The organism is Williamsia sp. D3 (assembly GCF_000506245.1).
GTDB lineage: Bacteria > Actinomycetota > Actinomycetes > Mycobacteriales > Mycobacteriaceae > Williamsia > Williamsia muralis.
This window is the reverse complement of record NZ_AYTE01000032.1, coordinates 38,337-56,977: the sequence shown is the minus strand read 5'-3', so window position 1 is coordinate 56,977 and position 18,641 is coordinate 38,337. Positions and strand designations below refer to the sequence as shown.

General features: G+C 64.0%; 16 protein-coding genes and 3 pseudogenes. 5 read left to right on the top strand and 14 right to left on the bottom strand.

Features of this window, described 5'->3' with window-relative positions; genetic code table 11:
• Positions 1 to 11: 11 nt before the first annotated feature.
• From W823_RS50535 to W823_RS50515, 5 genes and pseudogenes are all read right to left on the bottom strand, one after another.
• Positions 12 to 1,190, bottom strand: a complete 1,179-nt coding sequence (locus W823_RS50535) for an MCE family protein (protein ID WP_023961226.1) — start codon at positions 1,188 to 1,190, stop codon at positions 12 to 14.
• A 2-nt stretch (positions 1,191 to 1,192) separates the two neighbouring features.
• Positions 1,193 to 2,044 carry an ABC transporter permease gene (locus tag W823_RS50530; RefSeq protein ID WP_030172703.1) on the bottom strand — a complete coding sequence of 284 codons (852 nt, stop codon included), beginning with the start codon at positions 2,042 to 2,044 and terminating at the stop codon, positions 1,193 to 1,195.
• Between the two features lie 5 nt (positions 2,045 to 2,049).
• Positions 2,050 to 2,814: an ABC transporter permease gene (locus W823_RS50525; RefSeq protein ID WP_031333039.1), complete on the bottom strand. Its 765-nt coding sequence runs from the start codon at positions 2,812 to 2,814 to the stop codon at positions 2,050 to 2,052.
• A 291-nt stretch (positions 2,815 to 3,105) separates the two neighbouring features.
• On the bottom strand, positions 3,106 to 3,996 hold the full coding sequence (locus W823_RS50520) for a 3-oxoacyl-ACP reductase (RefSeq protein ID WP_023961220.1): 891 nt from the start codon (positions 3,994 to 3,996) through the stop codon (positions 3,106 to 3,108).
• A gap of 160 nt (positions 3,997 to 4,156) precedes the next feature.
• Positions 4,157 to 4,349 (bottom strand): annotated as a pseudogene (locus W823_RS50515) (ferredoxin).
• A gap of 141 nt (positions 4,350 to 4,490) precedes the next feature.
• On the opposite strand from W823_RS50515, the gene W823_RS50510 reads away from it, so the two are divergent.
• The 3 genes and pseudogenes from W823_RS50510 to W823_RS50500 all read left to right on the top strand — a co-directional run bounded on the left by W823_RS50510 (position 4,491) and on the right by W823_RS50500 (position 8,476).
• A complete protein-coding gene (locus tag W823_RS50510; RefSeq protein ID WP_023961216.1) occupies positions 4,491 to 5,678 on the top strand; it encodes an acyl-CoA dehydrogenase family protein in 1,188 nt (395 codons plus the stop codon).
• A gap of 85 nt (positions 5,679 to 5,763) precedes the next feature.
• On the top strand, positions 5,764 to 6,897 hold the full coding sequence (locus W823_RS50505; protein WP_023961214.1) for an acyl-CoA dehydrogenase family protein: 1,134 nt from the start codon (positions 5,764 to 5,766) through the stop codon (positions 6,895 to 6,897).
• Positions 6,898 to 6,901: 4 nt separating this feature from the next.
• Positions 6,902 to 8,476: pseudogene (locus W823_RS50500) on the top strand (long-chain-fatty-acid--CoA ligase).
• A gap of 58 nt (positions 8,477 to 8,534) precedes the next feature.
• Here the strand turns inward: W823_RS50500 and W823_RS50495 are convergent.
• The 5 genes and pseudogenes from W823_RS50495 to W823_RS50480 all read right to left on the bottom strand — a co-directional run bounded on the left by W823_RS50495 (position 8,535) and on the right by W823_RS50480 (position 13,670).
• Positions 8,535 to 9,404, bottom strand: a complete 870-nt coding sequence (locus tag W823_RS50495) for an SDR family oxidoreductase (RefSeq protein WP_235189633.1) — start codon at positions 9,402 to 9,404, stop codon at positions 8,535 to 8,537.
• A gap of 7 nt (positions 9,405 to 9,411) precedes the next feature.
• Positions 9,412 to 10,209, bottom strand: coding sequence for an enoyl-CoA hydratase (locus tag W823_RS50490; protein ID WP_023961210.1), 798 nt, complete (start codon positions 10,207 to 10,209; stop codon positions 9,412 to 9,414).
• 170 nt (positions 10,210 to 10,379) lie between these two features.
• On the bottom strand, positions 10,380 to 10,808 hold the full coding sequence (locus tag W823_RS50485) for a DUF1810 domain-containing protein (protein ID WP_023961208.1): 429 nt from the start codon (positions 10,806 to 10,808) through the stop codon (positions 10,380 to 10,382).
• 91 nt (positions 10,809 to 10,899) lie between these two features.
• Positions 10,900 to 12,030: a nitronate monooxygenase family protein gene (locus W823_RS0130295; RefSeq protein WP_031333038.1), complete on the bottom strand. Its 1,131-nt coding sequence runs from the start codon at positions 12,028 to 12,030 to the stop codon at positions 10,900 to 10,902.
• 3 nt (positions 12,031 to 12,033) lie between these two features.
• Positions 12,034 to 13,670: pseudogene (locus tag W823_RS50480) on the bottom strand (acyl-CoA synthetase).
• Between the two features lie 102 nt (positions 13,671 to 13,772).
• On the opposite strand from W823_RS50480, the gene W823_RS50475 reads away from it, so the two are divergent.
• Complete coding sequence (locus W823_RS50475) at positions 13,773 to 14,567, top strand: crotonase/enoyl-CoA hydratase family protein (RefSeq protein ID WP_023961206.1); 795 nt, start codon at positions 13,773 to 13,775, stop codon at positions 14,565 to 14,567.
• Here the strand turns inward: W823_RS50475 and W823_RS58215 are convergent.
• The 4 genes from W823_RS58215 to W823_RS50465 form a co-directional block, all read right to left on the bottom strand.
• Positions 14,554 to 15,213 carry a TetR/AcrR family transcriptional regulator gene (locus W823_RS58215; protein ID WP_235189632.1) on the bottom strand — a complete coding sequence of 220 codons (660 nt, stop codon included), beginning with the start codon at positions 15,211 to 15,213 and terminating at the stop codon, positions 14,554 to 14,556. The two genes, W823_RS50475 and W823_RS58215, sit on opposite strands and share 14 nt — an antisense overlap.
• A 17-nt stretch (positions 15,214 to 15,230) precedes the next feature.
• On the bottom strand, positions 15,231 to 15,887 hold the full coding sequence (locus tag W823_RS0130285; RefSeq protein ID WP_031333036.1) for a TetR/AcrR family transcriptional regulator: 657 nt from the start codon (positions 15,885 to 15,887) through the stop codon (positions 15,231 to 15,233).
• 9 nt (positions 15,888 to 15,896) lie between these two features.
• On the bottom strand, positions 15,897 to 16,271 hold the full coding sequence (locus tag W823_RS0130280; RefSeq protein WP_369792656.1) for a hypothetical protein: 375 nt from the start codon (positions 16,269 to 16,271) through the stop codon (positions 15,897 to 15,899).
• 227 nt (positions 16,272 to 16,498) lie between these two features.
• On the bottom strand, positions 16,499 to 17,128 hold the full coding sequence (locus W823_RS50465) for a TetR/AcrR family transcriptional regulator (RefSeq protein WP_023961200.1): 630 nt from the start codon (positions 17,126 to 17,128) through the stop codon (positions 16,499 to 16,501).
• Positions 17,129 to 17,205: 77 nt separating this feature from the next.
• Between W823_RS50465 and W823_RS50460 the strand changes: the two genes are divergently transcribed.
• A complete protein-coding gene (locus W823_RS50460) occupies positions 17,206 to 18,633 on the top strand; it encodes a cytochrome P450 (RefSeq protein WP_023961198.1) in 1,428 nt (475 codons plus the stop codon).
• The last annotated feature ends 8 nt before the right edge of the window (positions 18,634 to 18,641 follow it).

Sequence of the window (18,641 nt, the reverse complement as noted above, 5' to 3'; positions counted from 1 at the left end):
CCTCATATGTCTCAACCACGGGGCACCGGTCCGAACATGACCTGAAAGAGCTTGGTGGGATCAGCTTTTGCAGTCGTACGGGGCTGATACGGGAATGCTGCGTTGTCGCCGACGTAGAAGTCGGTGTGCGCTGCCGAATCCGGGTCGCTCAGACCGTCCTGGCAAGTCGGCGGGCCGTCCACGTTCACGCGGGGCAGGTCTTCGGGGTAGCGGTACGGTTCTTTGCCCGGCAACAGTCCGGCATTCAAGGCCACGTAGCCGGTTTCGATACCGAACACGGGAAGGGCCTTTTGTCCTGCTGCCGCGGTGGAGGTGATGAAGCAGGCCAGGCCGGGTGCCTGGTAGCCGAGCAGAGCGGCAGTGGGGTTCAGGTTGGACAGGGTGGAGATGATCGTCGCCTTCGACGGTGCGATCACCCCGTTGATCGTGTCTGCCATTCCGGTGACGTTCATCAGGAGCGCGTCGAGGTCGGACGACTTGTCCAGCAACGTGTTTCCGGTGAATGTGAAGTTCTCGACGACCTTGAGCAGATCAGGCATCACATCGGCATAGACGTTGGTGAACTCGGCGCCGGCCTCGATGTCGCGGCTGAGGGCATCGAGGTGCGGGTTGGTCTTGCGGAGCAGATCGGAGAGGTCGGCGAATCCTTGGCCGATTTCTTCGCCCCGGCCGGACAGCGCAGTGTCGATGGCCCCGATGGTGGCGTTCAGCTTCTCCGGCTGCACCTCGGCGAGCACGTCGACCAGTCGCTGGTAGATGGTGTTCAGTTCCACCACGACGTGGTCGGTCTCGATCGTCGAGCCACCGGAAAGCCGCGCTTTGGACGGGTCCTCGGGGATCTCGAGGTTGACCGACTTCGCACCGAAGACCGTGTTGGACTTGATGTCCGCATGAACGTTCGCCGGAATGTACTTCAGCTGGTCGGGGTTCATGTTCAGCTTCAGTGTCACGCCGTCAGCTGATTCACTGATGTCACCCACCCGGCCGACCACCACGCCGCGAAGCCGCACCTTGGCGTCGGGGTTCATCACCAGGCCGGCGCGATCAGAAGTCAACGTCACCGGAACTGTCGAGGAGAAGCTGCCCAGGAACTGGAGACCGGCCAGCGCGCAGACGGCGATCAACGCCACCACCATCGAGGTGGCCGCGAGCTTCTTGGCCCATTGGGGTCGTTCGATTCTCTGTGACATGGCTACCCCGAAAGGTTGAACTTTCCGTCGATGCCGTAGATCGCCAGTGAGGTCAGCAATGTGATGACCACGACGACCACGAGTGAGGCGCGCACCGCGTTACCGACCGCGATGCCGACCCCGACCGGTCCGCCGGAGGCGTTGAAGCCGTAGTAGGTGTGAATCATCATGACAGCCACGGCCATACAGATCGCCTGCACAAACGACCAGAGGATGTCGGTGGATATGAGGAATGTCGAGAAGTAATGGTCATAGACGCCAGAGGACTGCCCGTACAAGAAGACCGTTGCGAATCGGCTTGCCAGGAACGAGGCCACCGATGCCAGTGAGTACAGCGGGATGATCGCGATCAGTCCGGCGACGATGCGCGTGCTGACCAGGTACGGGATGGATGCGATGGACATCGCCTCGAGGGCGTCGATCTCTTCGCTGACCCGCATTGCGCCGAGCTGGGCCGTGGCGCCGGCGCCGATCGTGGCGGCCAGACCGATGCCGGCGATGACCGGGACGGCGATACGGACGTTGATGAACGCCGAGAAGAATCCGGTGAGGGCTTCGACACCGATGTTCGACAGCGAGCTGTAACCCTGCACCGCGATGGTTCCGCCGGTGAATAGGGTGAGGAACCCGACGACGACAACGGTGCCGCCGATCATCGCGAGAGCGCCTGAACCCATGCTGATCTCGGCGATCAGCCGGAGCGTCTCCTTCTTGTAGCCGCGGACGGCACGGGGGATGCTGATCAGGCTGTCCCAGTAGAAGAACGCCTGGTCGCCGATTCGGTCCCAACCACCGCTGGCTCGTTTGAACGCCACGCGTGTTGAGCGTAGTCGGACGGTTTCCGGAAGAATCATCGCTGCTACCCTGCCGTCGCTTTGAGGCCCACGGCGGTGACGACCACGTTCACCACGAACAACGCCATGAATGAATAGACCACGGTTTCGTTGACCGCGTCACCGACGCCTTTGGCGCCACCGGCAACGTGCAGACCGCGGTAACAGCCGACGAGTCCGGCCGCGAGTCCGAAGAGCGCCGCCTTCACCATCGAGATCATCAGTTCCGGAAAACCGGTGAGCAGAGTGAGGTTCGCGATGAACGCACCCGGGTTCACGTCCTGGAGGTACACCGAGAAGACGAATCCACCGCCGATGCCGATGGTGCACACCAGGCTGTTGAGCAGGATGGCCACCATCGTGGAGGCGATCACGCGGGGAACGACGAGGCGGTGGATCGGGTCGATGCCCAGAACCTGGAGCGCGTCGATCTCCTCGCGGATCGTGCGGGCTCCGAGGTCGGCGCAGATGGCCGTGGCGCCGGCGCCTGCCACGATCAGCACGGTGACGATCGGGCCGATCTGGGTGATGGTGCCCAGTGCCGCGCCCGCGCCGGAGAGGTCCTGTGCGCCGAGCTCGCGAAGCAAGATGTTGAGGGTGAAACTCACCAGAACGGTGAACGGGATCGCCACGAGGACAGTGGGGACCATCGACACCCGGGCGATCGCCCACGACTGTTCGATTGTCTCGCGCCACTGGAACGGCGGGCGGAAGAGTTCACGGGCCGCGCTGACGCTCATCGCCACGAAATCGCCCACGCTCTCGAACGGGACAGCCAGTCTACGGTTCACCAACTCTCCTTTAACTGCAGCAAAGACCCGGATCGAACGAGGCTGCTCGATCATAACGTGTTCTAGTTCTGATGTGGACGAATCGTCAGACTGTCAATTAGGAAGTTTTCCCCTTCGAAGCCATCCCCGACGCCTTCGTTTTATAACACGTTCCACCGGTCCGATCCGTGAGCAATTTCTGCAGTTCCGGGTGGTTCGTCGCGAACTTATCACATGTCCAGTTGCTCGAATCGGCTTATTCGAAGCGTTCACAGGGAGTGTCGAAACCCCCGGTCAAGAAGGTTTGCGGCGCTAACCGAACAGCGCTTTGCCGGCCGAGAACGTGGCGTCCGGATCGCGTCCGACGAAGTACTCGGACATCGTCTTGGAGAGATCCGATCGGTCCCAGGCGTCGCCGCCCGCCTCGAACGTCTGCTCCACCGTGGGCGCCGCCATCAGGGTGACCTTTGGACCGTAGACGACGAACACCTGACCATTGACCCCGTCGGAGTCCGGACCGGCAAGGTACTGCACGAGGGTGACCACATGGTCGGTCGACAGAGGATCGACGGTGCCGTCGGGCGCCTCACCGAAGGTGCCCTCGGTCATGGCCGTACGGGCACGGGGGCAGATGGCGTTGGAACGCACGCCGTAGGCGGACAGTCCGCGCGCGGCCGTCAAGGTCAGCGAGGTGATACCGGCTTTTGCCGCACCGTAATTGGCCTGTCCGACAGGACCGGTCAGTCCGGCTTCGCTCGAGGTGTTGATCAGCCGGCCGAACACCGGCTCGCCGGTCTTCTTGGACTCACCGCGCCAGTACGCGCCTGCGTTGCGGCTCATCAGGAAGTGACCACGCAGGTGCACGCGGATCACCAGATCCCAGTCGTCGTCGGTCATGTTGAACAACATCTTGTCCCGGACGAGACCGGCGTTGTTCATCACGACGTGCAGGCCACCGTGTTCCTCGGTGGCGACCCGCATGATCTCGGTGGTCGTCGCAGAATCCGAGATGTCGCCGGCGACAGGCACTCCCACCCCGCCGGCGGCCTTGATCTCGTCGAGCACGTCGCTCTTGTCCAGGGCGCCGGCGAGGTCGTTCACGATCACCGTGGCGCCGAGTGCACCGAGGCCGATCGCCTCGGCGCGACCCAGGCCCGCACCAGCTCCGGTCACAACGACTACGCGACCATCCAGATCACTCACGAACGTCCTCCATCTCGGCGTTGCTGCGCGGGACCGCACTCACAGGCCGCGGTTCCCGGCTACGTCTGCTCGCAAATGTAGAACGTGTTCTCACTCTGTGCCAAATGTTTGAAGATATTCACAAGTTGCGAGCGATCCGACACCCGCCCCGAACCACCGGTCATTCCTCGATCGACAGGGCCGACTTGGGGCAACTGCCGACCACCTGGCGCATCTCCTCGCGCCGCTCTTCGGGAACGTCCTCTTGAAGAATCACCAGGTAATCGTCGTCGTCGAGATCGAAAAACGTCCGGCGCCATCCCCACGCACACACCGTTGGACTCGCAGAGATCGAAATCGGCTTTGATCTTCATGAGATGAGTTTCCTTCCATCGCCTGGCCACGGTGGCCACTTGTTGACGGGCAGCCAACTTACAGGTTAGAACGTGTTATAGAAGAGTGCGACCGGATTGGTCCGGTCGGCTCCCACGCGCACCCGAAACCTTGGAGCACCGATGCGTATTGCCTACACCGACCAGCAACAGGAACTTCGGCGCGAACTCCGGGCGTACTTCTCCAAGTTGATCACGCCGGAGCGGCGAGCGGCACTCTCATCGACATCTGGCGAGTTCGGCGAGGGTAACGTCTACCGCGAGGTCGTCAGCGAGATGGGCCGCGACGGCTGGCTGGCGCTGGGCTGGCCCAAAGAGTACGGCGGCCAGGATCGTTCGATGATGGATCAGCTGATTTTCACCGACGAGGCGGCGATAGCCGGAGCACCGGTGCCGTTCCTGACCATCAACTCGGTAGCGCCGACGATCATGCATTTCGGCACCGAAGAGCAGAAGGCCAAGTACCTGCCGCCGATCGCGTCCGGCGACGTGCACTTCTCCATCGGCTACTCCGAACCTGGCGCAGGCACCGACCTCGCGTCGCTGCGCACCACCGCCGTCCGCGACGGCGATGACTTCGTCATCAACGGCCAGAAGATGTGGACCAGCCTCATCCAGTACGCCGACTACATCTGGCTGGCCTGCCGTACCGACCCGGAGGCGAAGAAGCACAAGGGCATCTCGATGCTCATCGTCCCGACCGACGTCGAGGGCTTCTCCTACACACCTGTGCACACCATGTCCGGTGTGGACACCAGCGCCACCTACTACGAGAACGTCCGGGTACCCGCCGACGCCCTGGTGGGTGAACTCAACGGCGGTTGGCCGCTGGTGACCAATCAACTCAACAACGAACGGGTGTCACTCTGTAGCGCCGCGCCCATCCAAACCGCCTTGCGCGAGACGGTCGAATGGGCGCAGAACACCAAAGATGCTCGCGGCCAGCGGGTCATCGACAACGAGTGGGTCCAGATGAATCTCGCCAAGGTGCACGCCAAGGTGGAGTTCCTCAAGCTGATCAACTGGAACATCGCCTCCGAGGCCACCGGGGGCGGATCACCTTCGCCCGCGGACGCCTCGGCCACCAAGGTCTTCGGCACCGAGTTCGCCACCGAGGCCTACCGTTTGCTGATGGAGGTCCTGGGGCCTTCGGCGACACTGCGTCAGGGCAGCGCAGGCACACATCTGCGTGGTCGACTCGAACGTTTCCACCGCTCATCGCTGATCCTGACCTTCGGCGGCGGCACCAACGAGATCCAGCGCGACATCATCGCGATGCTCGCCCTCGGCCAGCCCCCCGCCCGCCGCTGACCGGTCCGGATCGCCACCGAACCGACCCTGGCAGGCACCACTTCCGGCGGCGCCACCGTCTCACCGAGGAATCAGGAAGCACACCATGGATTTTCATCGCAGTGAACAGACCACCGATCTCGCCGGGCTCACCCGCGACATCGCCAAGAAGCTGGTGACCACCGACCGCCTCGTCCAACTGCAGGGTGACACCTCGGCTGGGGCCACCACGGTCGCCTTCGACCGAGAGTTGTGGTCGCAGCTGGCGTCCTCCGGGCTCCTCGGGGTCGAACTCGCCGAAGAGGTCGGTGGCGCGGGGCTCACCATCGTCGACAACGTGGCGGTGGCCGAGGAACTCGGCAGAGTCCTGGCCCCGGTTCCGTTCGGTCCGGTTGCCATCGCCGCGATCCCCGCCGTCGCCGAGTTCGGGACCGACGCCCTCAAGCAGCAGTGGCTGTCGGATCTGGTGGCGGGTCAGAAGCTGATCACGGTGGCGCTCGACGAGGATCTCGCCGACGACCCACTCGAGCCGGTCGCCACGGCCACCGCCGAGGGCGACGACTGGATTCTTCGAGGCCTCAAGGTGAACGTGCCGTACGCCGAGGTCGCCGATGCCGTGATGGTCAACGCTCAGGGCCCCGATGGGGTTTCGGTGTTCGTGGTGGATGCCACGACCCCGGGTGTCACCATCACGCCCACCCCGTCCACCGGGTTGACGCCCAGCGCCGCAGTGGAACTCGACGGGGTCCGGGTCGATCGCTCCCGCGTGCTCGGATCCGCCGGCACCGCTGCGGTCGCCTTTCTCCGCGACCGGATGACGCTGGCCCTGTGTGCCGAACAAACCGGGGTGCTCGAACGGGCTCTGGAACTCACGGCGGACTACGGTCGCGAGCGGGAACAGTTCGGCCGCGCGATCGGATCGTTCCAGGCTGTCGCGCAGCGGCTCGCCGACGCCTACATCGATGTCCGTGGACTCAAGCTGACCACCCTGCAAGCCGCCTGGATGGTGTCCGAACACCTCGAAGCGGGCAAAGAGCTTGCCACGGCCAAGTTCTGGGCCGCCGATGCCGGCCACCGGGTGGCACACACAGCTGTCCACGTGCACGGTGGCGTCGGTATCGATGTCGACCATCCGCTGCACCGCTACTTCCTGCACGCCAAGCAGAACGAGTTCGCGCTCGGATCGGCGCCTGTCCAATTGCGGCGCATCGGCGCGGCTCTGGCCGCCGAACCCGCCTGAGACGATGGCAGATGGTCCCGGCACGGTAGGGGAAATGCTGGCGCCGCTCGCGAACGTCGACGATGCGGGGCTGTACTTCGAGAACGAATTCATCAGTTGGCGTGACCATCTGCGCCTGTCGGCGGCAAGGGCGGCCGCGCTCGACGGGTTGCTCGAACCGGGTAAGCCACGGCATGTTGCGCTTCTGCTCGAGAACATCCCCGAGTTCAGCTACCTGCTCGCGGCCGCTGTGATGGGCGATATCGTGATCGTGGGCCTCAATCCCACTCGGCGCGGCGCCGCCCTCGCCGGGGACATCGCCACCGCGGACTGTCAGGTTGTCATCGTCGAGGACGCAACCGCGGGTCTGCTGGCGGATGTCGATCTGGACGGAGTTCACGTTCTGGACGTCGACTCCCCGCAATGGTCCCGGCTGCTCGAGCCCCACGTGGATGCACCCGTGACGTTCGGCGACTGCGACCCCGACACGGTGCTCATGCTCATCTTCACCTCCGGGACCAGCGGGGACCCCAAAGCGGTGCAGTGCAGTCACCGCAAGTTCGCTGTCGGCGGTTCCATGTTGTCCGCCAGGTTCGGGTTGGGACCGAAAGACGTTGCCTATCTGTCCATGCCGATGTTCCACTCGAACGCGATCATCGCCGGGTGGATGGTCGCGGTGGCGGGCGGATCGTCGGTTGCCCTGCGCCGACGGTTCTCGGCCAGCGCGTTCCTGGATGACATCCGCCGCTTCGGCGCGACCTACGCGAACTATGTCGGCAAACCACTGTCGTACGTCCTGGCTACCGGACCACGTCCGGACGACAAAAAAGAACCCGCTCCGAATCCTGTACGGCAACGAGGCGTCGCCTGCTGACATCACTGCGGTGACAAAGCGTTTCGACGTCACGGTGATCGATGGATTCGGTTCCACCGAGGGCGGGGTCTCGATCACCCGTACCCCTGACACTCCGCCCGAGGCGCTCGGGCCCCTGGTCCCGCCCACCGAGGTTCGGCACCCGGACACAGGCAAGGTATGCGAGACAGCACGATTCGGTGAGCACGGGGAGCTGTTGAACCCGGACCGAGCCGTCGGAGAGATCGTCAACAGCTCAGGTGGCGGACTTTTCACCGGCTACTACCGAAATCCCGACGCCGACGCCGAACGCATGCGCGACGGCATCTATCACACCGGCGACCTCGGTTACGTCGACGACCGCGGATACGTGTATTTCGCAGGGCGACTGGGTGATTGGGTCCGCGTGGACGGTGAGAACATGGGTACCGGCCCGATCGAACGGGTGCTGCTACGCCACGAATCGATCGCCATGGCCGCCGTGTACGGAGTGCGGGCCGACGTCGGTGACGAACTCGCGGCGGCGCTGGTGGCGCCGGGACTCACCGCCGACCAATTGACCGGTTTTCTGGCCACACAGTCGGACCTCGGTCCCAAGCAGTGGCCCACCCGCGTTCGGCTGGTGGACGACCTTCCCCGCACCGACACCTTCAAGGTCCTCAAGCGCACGTTGCCTCCGACGATGCACCCCCCACCTGGGTGCGCGAAGGCCGTGATCTCAAGTACGTCGCCGCCAACCCCCGATAGTGGTGGGTTCGGGTGAGCATTTGCCCAGGTGGGCCTCACCCGAAGCCACCATCATCGGCTAGCTGCGGGTGACCCGCTCGAGGTACTTGGATCGCTTGTCCTGGTCGTAGGCCATGAACATGGAATCGAAACCGAAGCGTCGACCGTAGATGTTCTTGAGGAACCGCGGGGTCACCATCCACCCCAGGGTGGCCATGCTCTGCTTCGGGATCACCACGCGGTCGCGGTTGGTCTCGATACTCTGGACTATTTGGCGCGCAACGTCATCGGGCTCGATGGGCGGCATCAGGGCGGTGGTCTGCAACCCGTCGATGAGGCCGGTCTTGGTGAAGTTCGGCATCACCGTGAGCACCCGGACGCCCTGCATGCTCAATTCCCCGTCGAGGGCCTCGGAGAACGCGATGACGCCGGCCTTGGCGGCGCTGTAGATGCTGAGTCCGGGCAGCGGCACCAGTCCGGCAACCGACGCCACGTTGACGATCTGGCCGTCTCCGCGCTCGACCATCCGGCGCGCCGCGAGTCGGCTGCCACGGACAACGGCGAGCAGATCGATCTCGAAGTTGCGCTTGATCAGGGAGTCGGAGAACTCCAGAAACGGACCGGTGGGCATGATACCGGCGTTGTTGATCAGCACGTCGAACCGGCCGAACTCCTTGTCGACCCGGTCGAGGAATGCGGCAAACGACTCGTCGCTGGTGACGTCGAGCGGGTAACCCTCGCAGCCGAGGTTTGCCGCCGCCTTGCCGACGACCTCCTCGTCGATGTCACCAAGGACAACCCTGGCCCCGCGTTCCTGCAGCAGTTCTGCCGTGGCGAGACCGATTCCCCGGCCACCGCCCGTGATGACGACAACCTTGTCGCGCAACGTGATCGCGTGACCGGTACGACCGCGTTTCACCGACACCATTCGCTGGATGGGACTGCCCATGATCTCCTCAATTCATCTGCTGACGGCCGCGACTCATCACCTGGTCGCGTGCCGCGGCCACCTGGGCCGGGTCGAAACTTGCCATCCACGCCGCCGAGTTGCGTTCCTCGGTGGCCAGCTGGGCGTCGAGTTCGTGTTGCTGCGCTTCGCGATACGACGAGAGAAGCGCCGACACCGCACGCTGGTTGTTGTTGCCGATGTCGGCCGCGAGCGACAACGCAGACGGCATCAGGTCTTCGTGTGCGACCACGTCGGTGACCAGACCGACCCGCAGGGCCGTCGGTGCGTCGACGAAGTTGCCGCTCAGGCTCATTCGGCGGGCGAAGCCCCAGCCCACCGCTGCGGGCAGCCGAGCAGTCAGTCCCCAGGCGGGCATCATCCCGACTCGGGCATGCGTGTCGGCGAACCTGGCACGCTCGGAGGCGACGAGGATGTCGCACGCAAGTGCGAGTTCGAGGCCGCCGGTGACGGTGGCGCCGTTGATCGCGCCGATGACGGGTTTGTGTAACGGTATCCACGGAAATCCCAGTGGCACGCCAGGAACGTTGACCTCGTCCCAGCCGCCCTCGGTTCCGAGCATCCGGAGATCGACACCGGCACAGAACGCCGGGTCGGCACCCGTGAGCACGACGGCATGCACGGAATCGTCGGCGTCTGCGTCGGCAAGTGCTTCACGAAGTGCGACGATCAACGTCCCGGTCAGCGCATTGCGCGCGTCAGGCCGGTTGAGTGTGATCAGCGCTGTGGCGCCGGACTCGGTCTCGACGCGCTCGGAGAGCACCAGCGGTGGATCCTGTGCAGCCATGGTTGTTCCTCCTGCGCCGACGACTCCCGGAACTCGGTGAGCCGATGGCTGGAACCATATCTGATCACACCCGTCCCCAGAAAAGGGTCGGCGTCCTCACCCCGATCTCAGGTCGCACTTCGGCACATATGTGCAGGTCAGCGATGGCCGTGCGGAGAGATTCGCGAAGATCAGACTCGGCCCAGCAGCTCGAGGGTGCGGGTATCGGGTTCTCCACCGAAGTACTTGTGCAGGACGGCCGTGAAGACGTCGTTGGTACCGCTCGCCTGAGCGAACAGGGTCATGGACGAACGCAGTTTCAGGTTGTCCGGGTGGCCGAAGATCTCCTCGGCAGACCGCCCGTCGATGTCGGCGACCAACTGGGTGCATTCGTACAGACGCGGTCCGAGCACCTCGTCCGCGAGGTATGCCCGCGCCTCGCGCAGATCGGCGATGGCGTAGTGCACTGCGGTGGCACTGTGCGCGAGCCCGTCGATCTGAGGGAAGACGAACCACATCCAGTGTGTGCGTTTACGCCCCGACCGCAATTGCTCGACCACCTGGTCGTAGACAGGCTCCTGGGCTTCGATGAAACGGCTCAGATCGGCGTCACGGGTCATGGACTCACCTCTCGTCGGATGTCGAAGGGGCGACTCTCGCTCCATGAGATGGATGCGCGAATCGCCCCTTCGGCAAACGTCTGCGGTTCGGTCAGTGGCGGGCCTTCTCCAGACGGTCGACGGCGGCGTCGTACTCGTCGACGAGGCCGTTGATCAGTTCTTCGGTCGGGGTGATGGCATTCATCCGGCCGACGATCTGGCCCGCGGGCATGGCGACGACACCGGGGTCGTCGGCACCCGAGATCCGGGCGTGTGCCTCGGCCACCAAGATGTTCTGCAGCGGCATGGGCAACGGCTCGGGCGCGTTCTCGGCATCCCAGGCGTCGGTCCACTTCGTCTTGAGCAGTCGAGCGGGCTTGCCCGAGTAGATGCGGCGGCGCACGGTGTCGCGTGACGTCGCGTTCAGGATCGCCTGCTGGATCACCGACGGCCCGGCGCCCCGCACGCCGAGCTGGTACTCCGCGGCGGTCAACCAGTAGGTGCCCATCCACACCCCGGTGGCGCCCATGGCCAGCGCGGCAGCGATCTGACGACCGCTGCCGACCCCTCCGGCTGCCAACACGTGCGCCGCATCCCCTACGGCGTCAACGATTTCTGGCCACAACACCATGGACGTCACCTCACCGGTGTGACCGCCCGCCTCGTGCCCTTGCGCGATCACCAGGTCGACCCCGGCCGAGACATGGCGCAGGGCATGCTCTTTGGCGCCGGCGAGCGCGGCGACTTTCACCCCGTGGGAGTGCACATTCGAGATGACATCCTCGGGCGGCGAGCCCAGCGCATTGGCGATGAGCTTGATCTGCCCGTACTTGTCGGCATGCGTCATAGCGACATCGACGTGCGAACGCGCCACCGAATGCAGCCAGCCCAGAACGCCTGCACTCACCCGGTCACCGTCCGGCAACGGGGGCACGCCCAGATCGTCCAGAGTGCGCTCGACGAATGCACGATGCTCCGGCGGGATCATGGAATCGAGGTCCACCTGCGACCCCTCGGTGGGGATCTTCGCCGGCATCACCACATCTACGCCGAACGGTTTGCCGTCGGTGTTTTCGCGCATCCAGTCCAGGGTGGCGTCGAGTTCTTCCGCCTCGTTGAACCGGACGCAACCGAGCACGCCCATTCCGCCGGCCCGGCTGATCGCAGCGGCGACATGCTCCGACGGTGTGAAACCGAAGATCGGGTATTCGATCCCGAACTCGTCTGACAGGGAGGTACGCACCGGTTAGGCCTTTCGTGAAGAAGTGGAGAGGTTTTCGTCGGCAGGTCGCGACTCGGTGATCTCGGTACCCCACCGGTAGTTCGGCTTTCCGGCAGGCGACCGCTTGATCTCGTCGACGAACCACACCGAGCGCGGGCATTTGTACCCGGCGATGTCCTGGCGGGCGATCTTGTTGATGTCTTCGAGCGACGGGCGAACGCCGTCGCGGGTGGCCACCACCGCGGCGACCCGCTGCCCGTACCGTTCGTCGGGCACACCCACCACAACGGTGTCGAAGACGTCGGGGTGGGCCTTGAGGGCCGATTCGACCTCTTCTGGATGGATCTTCTCGCCACCGGAGTTGATGCACACCGACCCGCGGCCGAGCATCGTCACGGTGCCGTCGTCCTCCACACGGGCCTGGTCACCCGGAATGGAGTACCGGACACCGTTGTAGACCTTGAACGTCTTGTCCGACTTCACTGGATCGTTGTAGTACCGCAGCGGGATGTGCCCGGTTCGGGCCAGGATGCCGATCTCGCCACTGCCGGGTTCGATGATCGAACCGTCCTCGCGCAGAACAACTGTCGACAGGTCGGCCTTGCGCGCGGACCGCCGCCGCTGTGTGAGGTCTCCTTGGAGATGATCCCCATTCCCGAGAACCCGGTCTCCGACGATCCGATCGCGTCGATGATGATCGCATTCGGGAACTTGTCGATGAACTGATCCTTGACCGATGCCGAGAACAACGCGGCCGACGATGCCACCGACACCACCGAGCTGAGGTCGTAGTCCTTCTCGCCGAGAGCGTCGATCATGGGGCGTCCCATGGCATCTCCGGTGATGAAGATGACGTTCACCTTGTGGCGTTCGACGATCTCCCAGGTCTGGTGCGCCCCGAACTCCGGGTAGACGATTGCCTTGCCGCCACCGAACAGCGCCTGGAACACAGCCCATTGGGACCCACCGTGGATGAACGGCGGGATCGGGAATCGGACGAGCTGCCCACCTTCGGCACCCGTCTTCGCGAAGTGCCACTCGTCGTTGATGGGTTCACCGGAGTACCAGTCGATCCCACCACCGAGCACCCGGAACACGTCTTCCTGGCGCCAGACGACGCCTTTGGGGTTGCCGGTGGTTCCGCCGGTGTAGAGCATGTAGATGTCGTCGTCCGACCGCGCTTCGAAGTCGCGCTCGGTTCCGCCGTCGGCAACCGCCTTCTCATAGGGCAGCCCGTCGACGGCGGAGATGTCGAGATCTGACCCGTCTTCGATGACGATGACGGCCCGCAGCTTCGGCGCCTTCGACAACACGTTCGCCACCTTGTCGACGTACTGGCGCTCGACGATGAGCACCTTGGTGTCGGAGTCGGTGAGGATGTGTTCGAGTTCGCTCTCGACGTACCGGAAGTTGACGTTGACCATCACGGCCCTCGCCTTGAAGATCGCGACCATCGACTCGACGGCCTCGATACCGTTTCTGCTGTACAGGCCCACCGACTCGCCGGGTGCCACCCCGAGCGCCCGAAGGGTGTGCGCCAGCCCGTTGGCCCGCTGTTCCAGTTCTGTGTAGGTCTCGCTGCGGCCGTCGGTCTCGAGAGCCACGCGGTCGCCCATCAGGTCGACGGCATGCTCGATCAGGTCGGCGATGTTGTAAGCCATACCCCCAAAACTAGAACGTGTTACCGTTCGGTGGCAAGGCCGGGGCGAGATCCGCATCACACGGCCTTCGTCACGTCGTCATGCCATCGTTCAGGAGCCCAGATGTCTGATTCCGCCCCCCACTGTCTCGTCGAGAAGCGCGATCACACGTTGATCGTCACGATGAACAGGCCCGAAGTCCGCAACGCCCTGTCGGGCGACATGTTGGCCATCATGGGAGAGGCCTGGGACCAGGCCGATGAGGACAACGAGATCCGCACCGTGATCCTGACCGGCGCGGGTGGCTACTTCTGTGCCGGCGCCGACCTGAAGAACATGAACAAGTCCGCTCCCGGTGACTCGTTCAAGAGCGGCGGCTTCAATCCGAACATGCTCGACTCCCTGCTCAAGGGCCGCAGGGTGACCAAGCCCGTCATCGCGGCCGTCGAGGGCCCCGCGATCGCCGGTGGCACCGAGATCCTGCAGGGCACCGACATCCGGGTTGCCGGAGAGAGCGCGAAATTCGGTGTGTCCGAGGCCAAATGGGGCCTGTACCCACTCGGCGGCAGTGCAGTTCGCCTGGTCCGGCAGATCCCGTACACCGTCGCCGCCGAGATACTGCTCACCGGCCGGCACATCACCGCCCAGGAAGCGTTGGACTACGGGCTGATCGGCCACGTGGTGCCCGATGGCACCGCACTCGACAAAGCCCTCGACATCGCCGCGCAGATCGCCGCGAACGGGCCACTCGCCGTGCAGGCAATCCTCAAGGCCATCCGCGACACCGAGGGCATGCACGAGAAGGACGCGTTCAAGATCGACGCCGAACTCGGCGTCAAGGTGTTCATGAGCAAGGACGCCAAGATCGGGCCGAAAGCGTTCGCGGAGAAGCGAACCCCCGAGTTCACCGGCCAGTAGCGATACCTGCCGCGGTGGTCGCGTCCAGTCCGTTCAGCCCGTAACAGACGAACTCGACCACCGTCTCGGCGGTGGCATCGATGTCGACCACCGCACTGTTGTCCAAGATGATCGGCAGAACCGCGCCCATCAGGCACGACAGCACCGCTTCGCCTGCGATGTCGATGTCGAGTCCGTCCCGGAGATAGCCGTCCTCGATGCCGTGGCGGATGTACTGCCCACACAGATGTCCCAGTTGGGCATAGCTGCCTGCCAACGTCTCCATCGCAGCCGAGTCGATGCCCGGGGCCTCCATGGCGAGGAACGTCAAGACGTGGGGGCGCTCGAGCGCATACTCGAGCAGACGTCCGACCAGCTCACCGAGCCCGGTGACGAACTCTTCGCGCGTGCGCGGGCGCGGACGGTGCAACTCGGCCACGGCGACCATCTCGGCGAGTTCGCGTGACAGCAGTGCATCGAGAGCGTCGCGCTTGTTGTCGAAGTAGTTGTAGAAAGTGCCGTGGCTGCAACCGATCCGGGCAACTATCTCAGCGACCCCGACATCGCTGTATCCCCGCTCGACGAACGTCTCCAGTGCCGCGTCCAGCAGTTGGATCCGACGCTTCCGGGTGCGTCGGGTATCCGACCGCACCGTAGGCTGCACCACTGTTCCATCCAGCCTTTCTATCGTTTCAGAATTCCGTGCAGAGCAATTTCGGCTGCGCCGTCGACGTACCGGCCGCGTTGTGCCACATCGATGCCGCGACGCAGCGACATCACGACGCCGGGAAGCGACATCATCATCAACATCCGGGCGACCACCGGCTTCTGAGCCGTGGACAACACCAGCCAACCGTGCTCGATCGCCTGCGTGAGCGATTGCAGTACAACGGCATTCAGCATTCCCTCGAGGCCGACGACCCTGGCCTTGAGTTCTTTGTCGATGGCGCTGGCCTGCACCCCGATCAGCCTCAGCATCGCGGGATCTTCGTCGATGAGGTCGTACAGCCGATCGGCGATGATCTGGAACCGTCGGAGCAGCTCGGTCGGAGAGGTCGGCTCGTCCTGGAGCATCGAGTACGGATCCACCGAGTGGAACAACCGCTCGACCGCCCAATCGAACACGTGGTCCAGCAGTTCACGTTTGCTGCTCACGTACCGATAGACGGTGCCCTGGCCGATACCCGCTTCCTGCGCGATCTCGGCGATACTCGTGCCCTCGTAGCCGCGCTCGGTCAGCACCCGGAAAGCAGCTTCGATGATCTGGGTACGCCGCCGATCGGCCAGACCTGCGACTTTGGGGCGCCCTCTGGATCTACGTACTGGAGCGTCAGCGTTCATGGACGTGGTTCAGGCCCGCACGACTCGACTACCGAGGAATCCGACGTATGCGGCCAACCCGACCAAACCGTAAACGCGGGACCGGCTGTCGGAGATGGCGAGGCCGATCAGCGTCTCGCTCGCACCATTCGCGTAAATCCATTCACGAGTGTTCTCGGGAAATGCAGGCTTTGTGATCGATTCGAAAGCCTGCGGAACAACAAAGTGCGCCAATCCGGTACCGGCGATTCCGAAACCGATCAACTTCGGCAACACCGACGTCGTCGTCTTTCCGGTCTTGTAGGCGGTTTTCGCCGTCACCACCGCCGGGCTCTTAGACGCAACGGCCGCAACCACATGCGCCGCCTTCGACTTCTTGCTCCGCTGATTTTCAACAATTTTCAATTGCCGCACCTTTCGTCGCGATCACAGTATCTAAGCCTCTCTATCGCTCACCGGAGACGTGGCGCTACACACATGTACTTTTGTCTCTCAAATACGCCGCCGTCGATCGGCAACCTGGCATCGGGCCGCAAAATGCCCGGTCAGAAAAATACGCGATGTCGCATTGTCACCCCGATTTCGGCGGGCCGGCAATAGGCCCTGCGAAAATCAGCGCAGGACCGCCTGGCTCACGCCCCGTTGATGTCGAGCAACTGTGCCATCGCGCCGGCGCGAGCATGGTCGGGCAGGCCGGCCAGGGCACCGAGGAGGGCGTGCTCGGCCATCTGCCGGACGTCGCTTGCGGAGATGTCCTCACTCGCCAGCCATGCGTGACACGCGGACCTCAGCATCACCAGCCAGCTGTGCACGGCGATGCGCAGGAGCTCCGGGTGGTCGCGTCCGGGATCGATCACAGCCAGTATTCGATCCTCCTGTCCCCTGGTCGCTTTCTCGATCAGCTCGATCACCGCGGGATCCGAACTCGCCGCCCCCGAATAGATGGCCTGGGAGCCATGCCGATTGGCTCGGCAACTCGCCAGATAGGCGTCGATTCCGTGGCGGAGTTGCTCAAGGAGCGGCAGCTGCGGATCGGGTGCGGTGTCGGCAAGCATCCGCTCGGTGGCGCGTCGAACCAGCTCGGCAAAGAAGGCACGCTTGGTCGGGAAGTAGTGGTAGAGCAACCCGCGGGAGACACCCGCCAGCTCCGCGACCCGTTCGATGTGGACGTCGTCGTAGTGCTGCTCGGCAAACAACTCGGCGCCGAGGTCGAGTAGTTGGGCACGCCGCTGTTGCGGCGTCATCCGCGTTCTCACACCCATGCAGCCGAATACTACTTGACACGGGTTCAGTAGCGGACCACCATGGCTATTGGATTTTGATTCAATAGGGGGCGGACATGGTGACCAGCACCGATCTCGGCACGCTGAACGATTTGGTGGGGCCCAACACGTGGGCAGATCAATTCCCGCATCCCCCGGGCCGACTGCCCGTGGTCGGCGATCTTCGTTCGGTCGACCCCGAGGGTCCCGTCGTCAGCATGCTCGACTGGCCCGCCGAGGTGTGGCCGATCGCGCAGTTCCGGGTCTTCCGCCACCGCTTTGTCATGGTCGGGTCCGCCGAACTCACCAAGGAGCTGTGCGACGAATCCCGGTTCGAGAAGGTACTCACGCCGGCAATCGCAGCGCTTCGAGATTTCGCCGGCGACGGATTGTTCACGGCGGCAACCGATGAGCCCAGCTGGCGTCTGGCACACGACCTCCTGATGCCCGCATTCAGCAAGACCGCCATGCAGAACTACCACCCGCTGATGGTGTCGGCCATCGACGAACTCTTCGACTTCTGGGAAGGTCGGGGCGACATCATCGACGTCGCCCCGGACATGACCCGCCTGACGCTCGAAACGATCAGCCGAGCCGCATTCGGCAAAGACCTCGGCTCATTCGAACGCGAAACCCCTCACGACTTCGTGTTGGCCATGGTCGCCGGCCTCAAGACCGGCAGGCGCACGGGCGGGTTGTCGGGGCTACCGGGATCCAAACCGATTGTCTCGCTGCTCCATCGGGCGAACGCACGGCACAAACGTTATGTCGACGCCATGCTCGACGACCTCATCGCCGAACGCCGCAGCCGCGCCGACGAAGGCGAGGTGGATCTGCTGGCGATCATGTTGCGTGCCAACCGCGATCGAGGCGAGACCGCACTCGACGACGAGAACATCCGCCACCAGATCGTCACATTCTTGGTGGCTGGTCACGAAACCACCTCGGGAACATTGTCATTCGCACTGCACTACCTGGCCCGAGATCGCGAGCTCCTCGAGCGCGCACAGGCCGAGGTCGACGAGATCCTCGGCGACAGTGAAGCCGTGCCCGAGTTCGCGCAGGTCGCCAAGTTCCGTTTCGTCCGGCGGGTGGTCGACGAAGCCTTGCGATTGTGGCCGACGGCTCCGGGGTTCACCCGCGGGCCGATCGAGCCAACGGTTGTCGGCGGCCGGTACGAGATGTCGCCCGGCGACTGGGCCGTGGTCCACCTGCCCAAGGTGCATCGCGACCCCGAGGTCTGGACCGACCCGTTGGGTTTCGACCCCGACAGGTTCGCGGCCTCCGAGGTCAAGAAGCGTCCCGCCCACTCCTACAAGCCGTTCGGCACCGGCGAACGTGCCTGCATCGGAAGGCAGTTCGCCCTCCACGAGTCGGTCCTGATGCTCGCGCGATTCATCGCACGATACGACTTCGAACCCGCCGACCCCGACTACGAGTTGTCGATCACCGAACGCCTCACCCTCATGCCCGACGGTCTGCGCCTGCGTATCCGTCGTCGCTGACGCCCTCC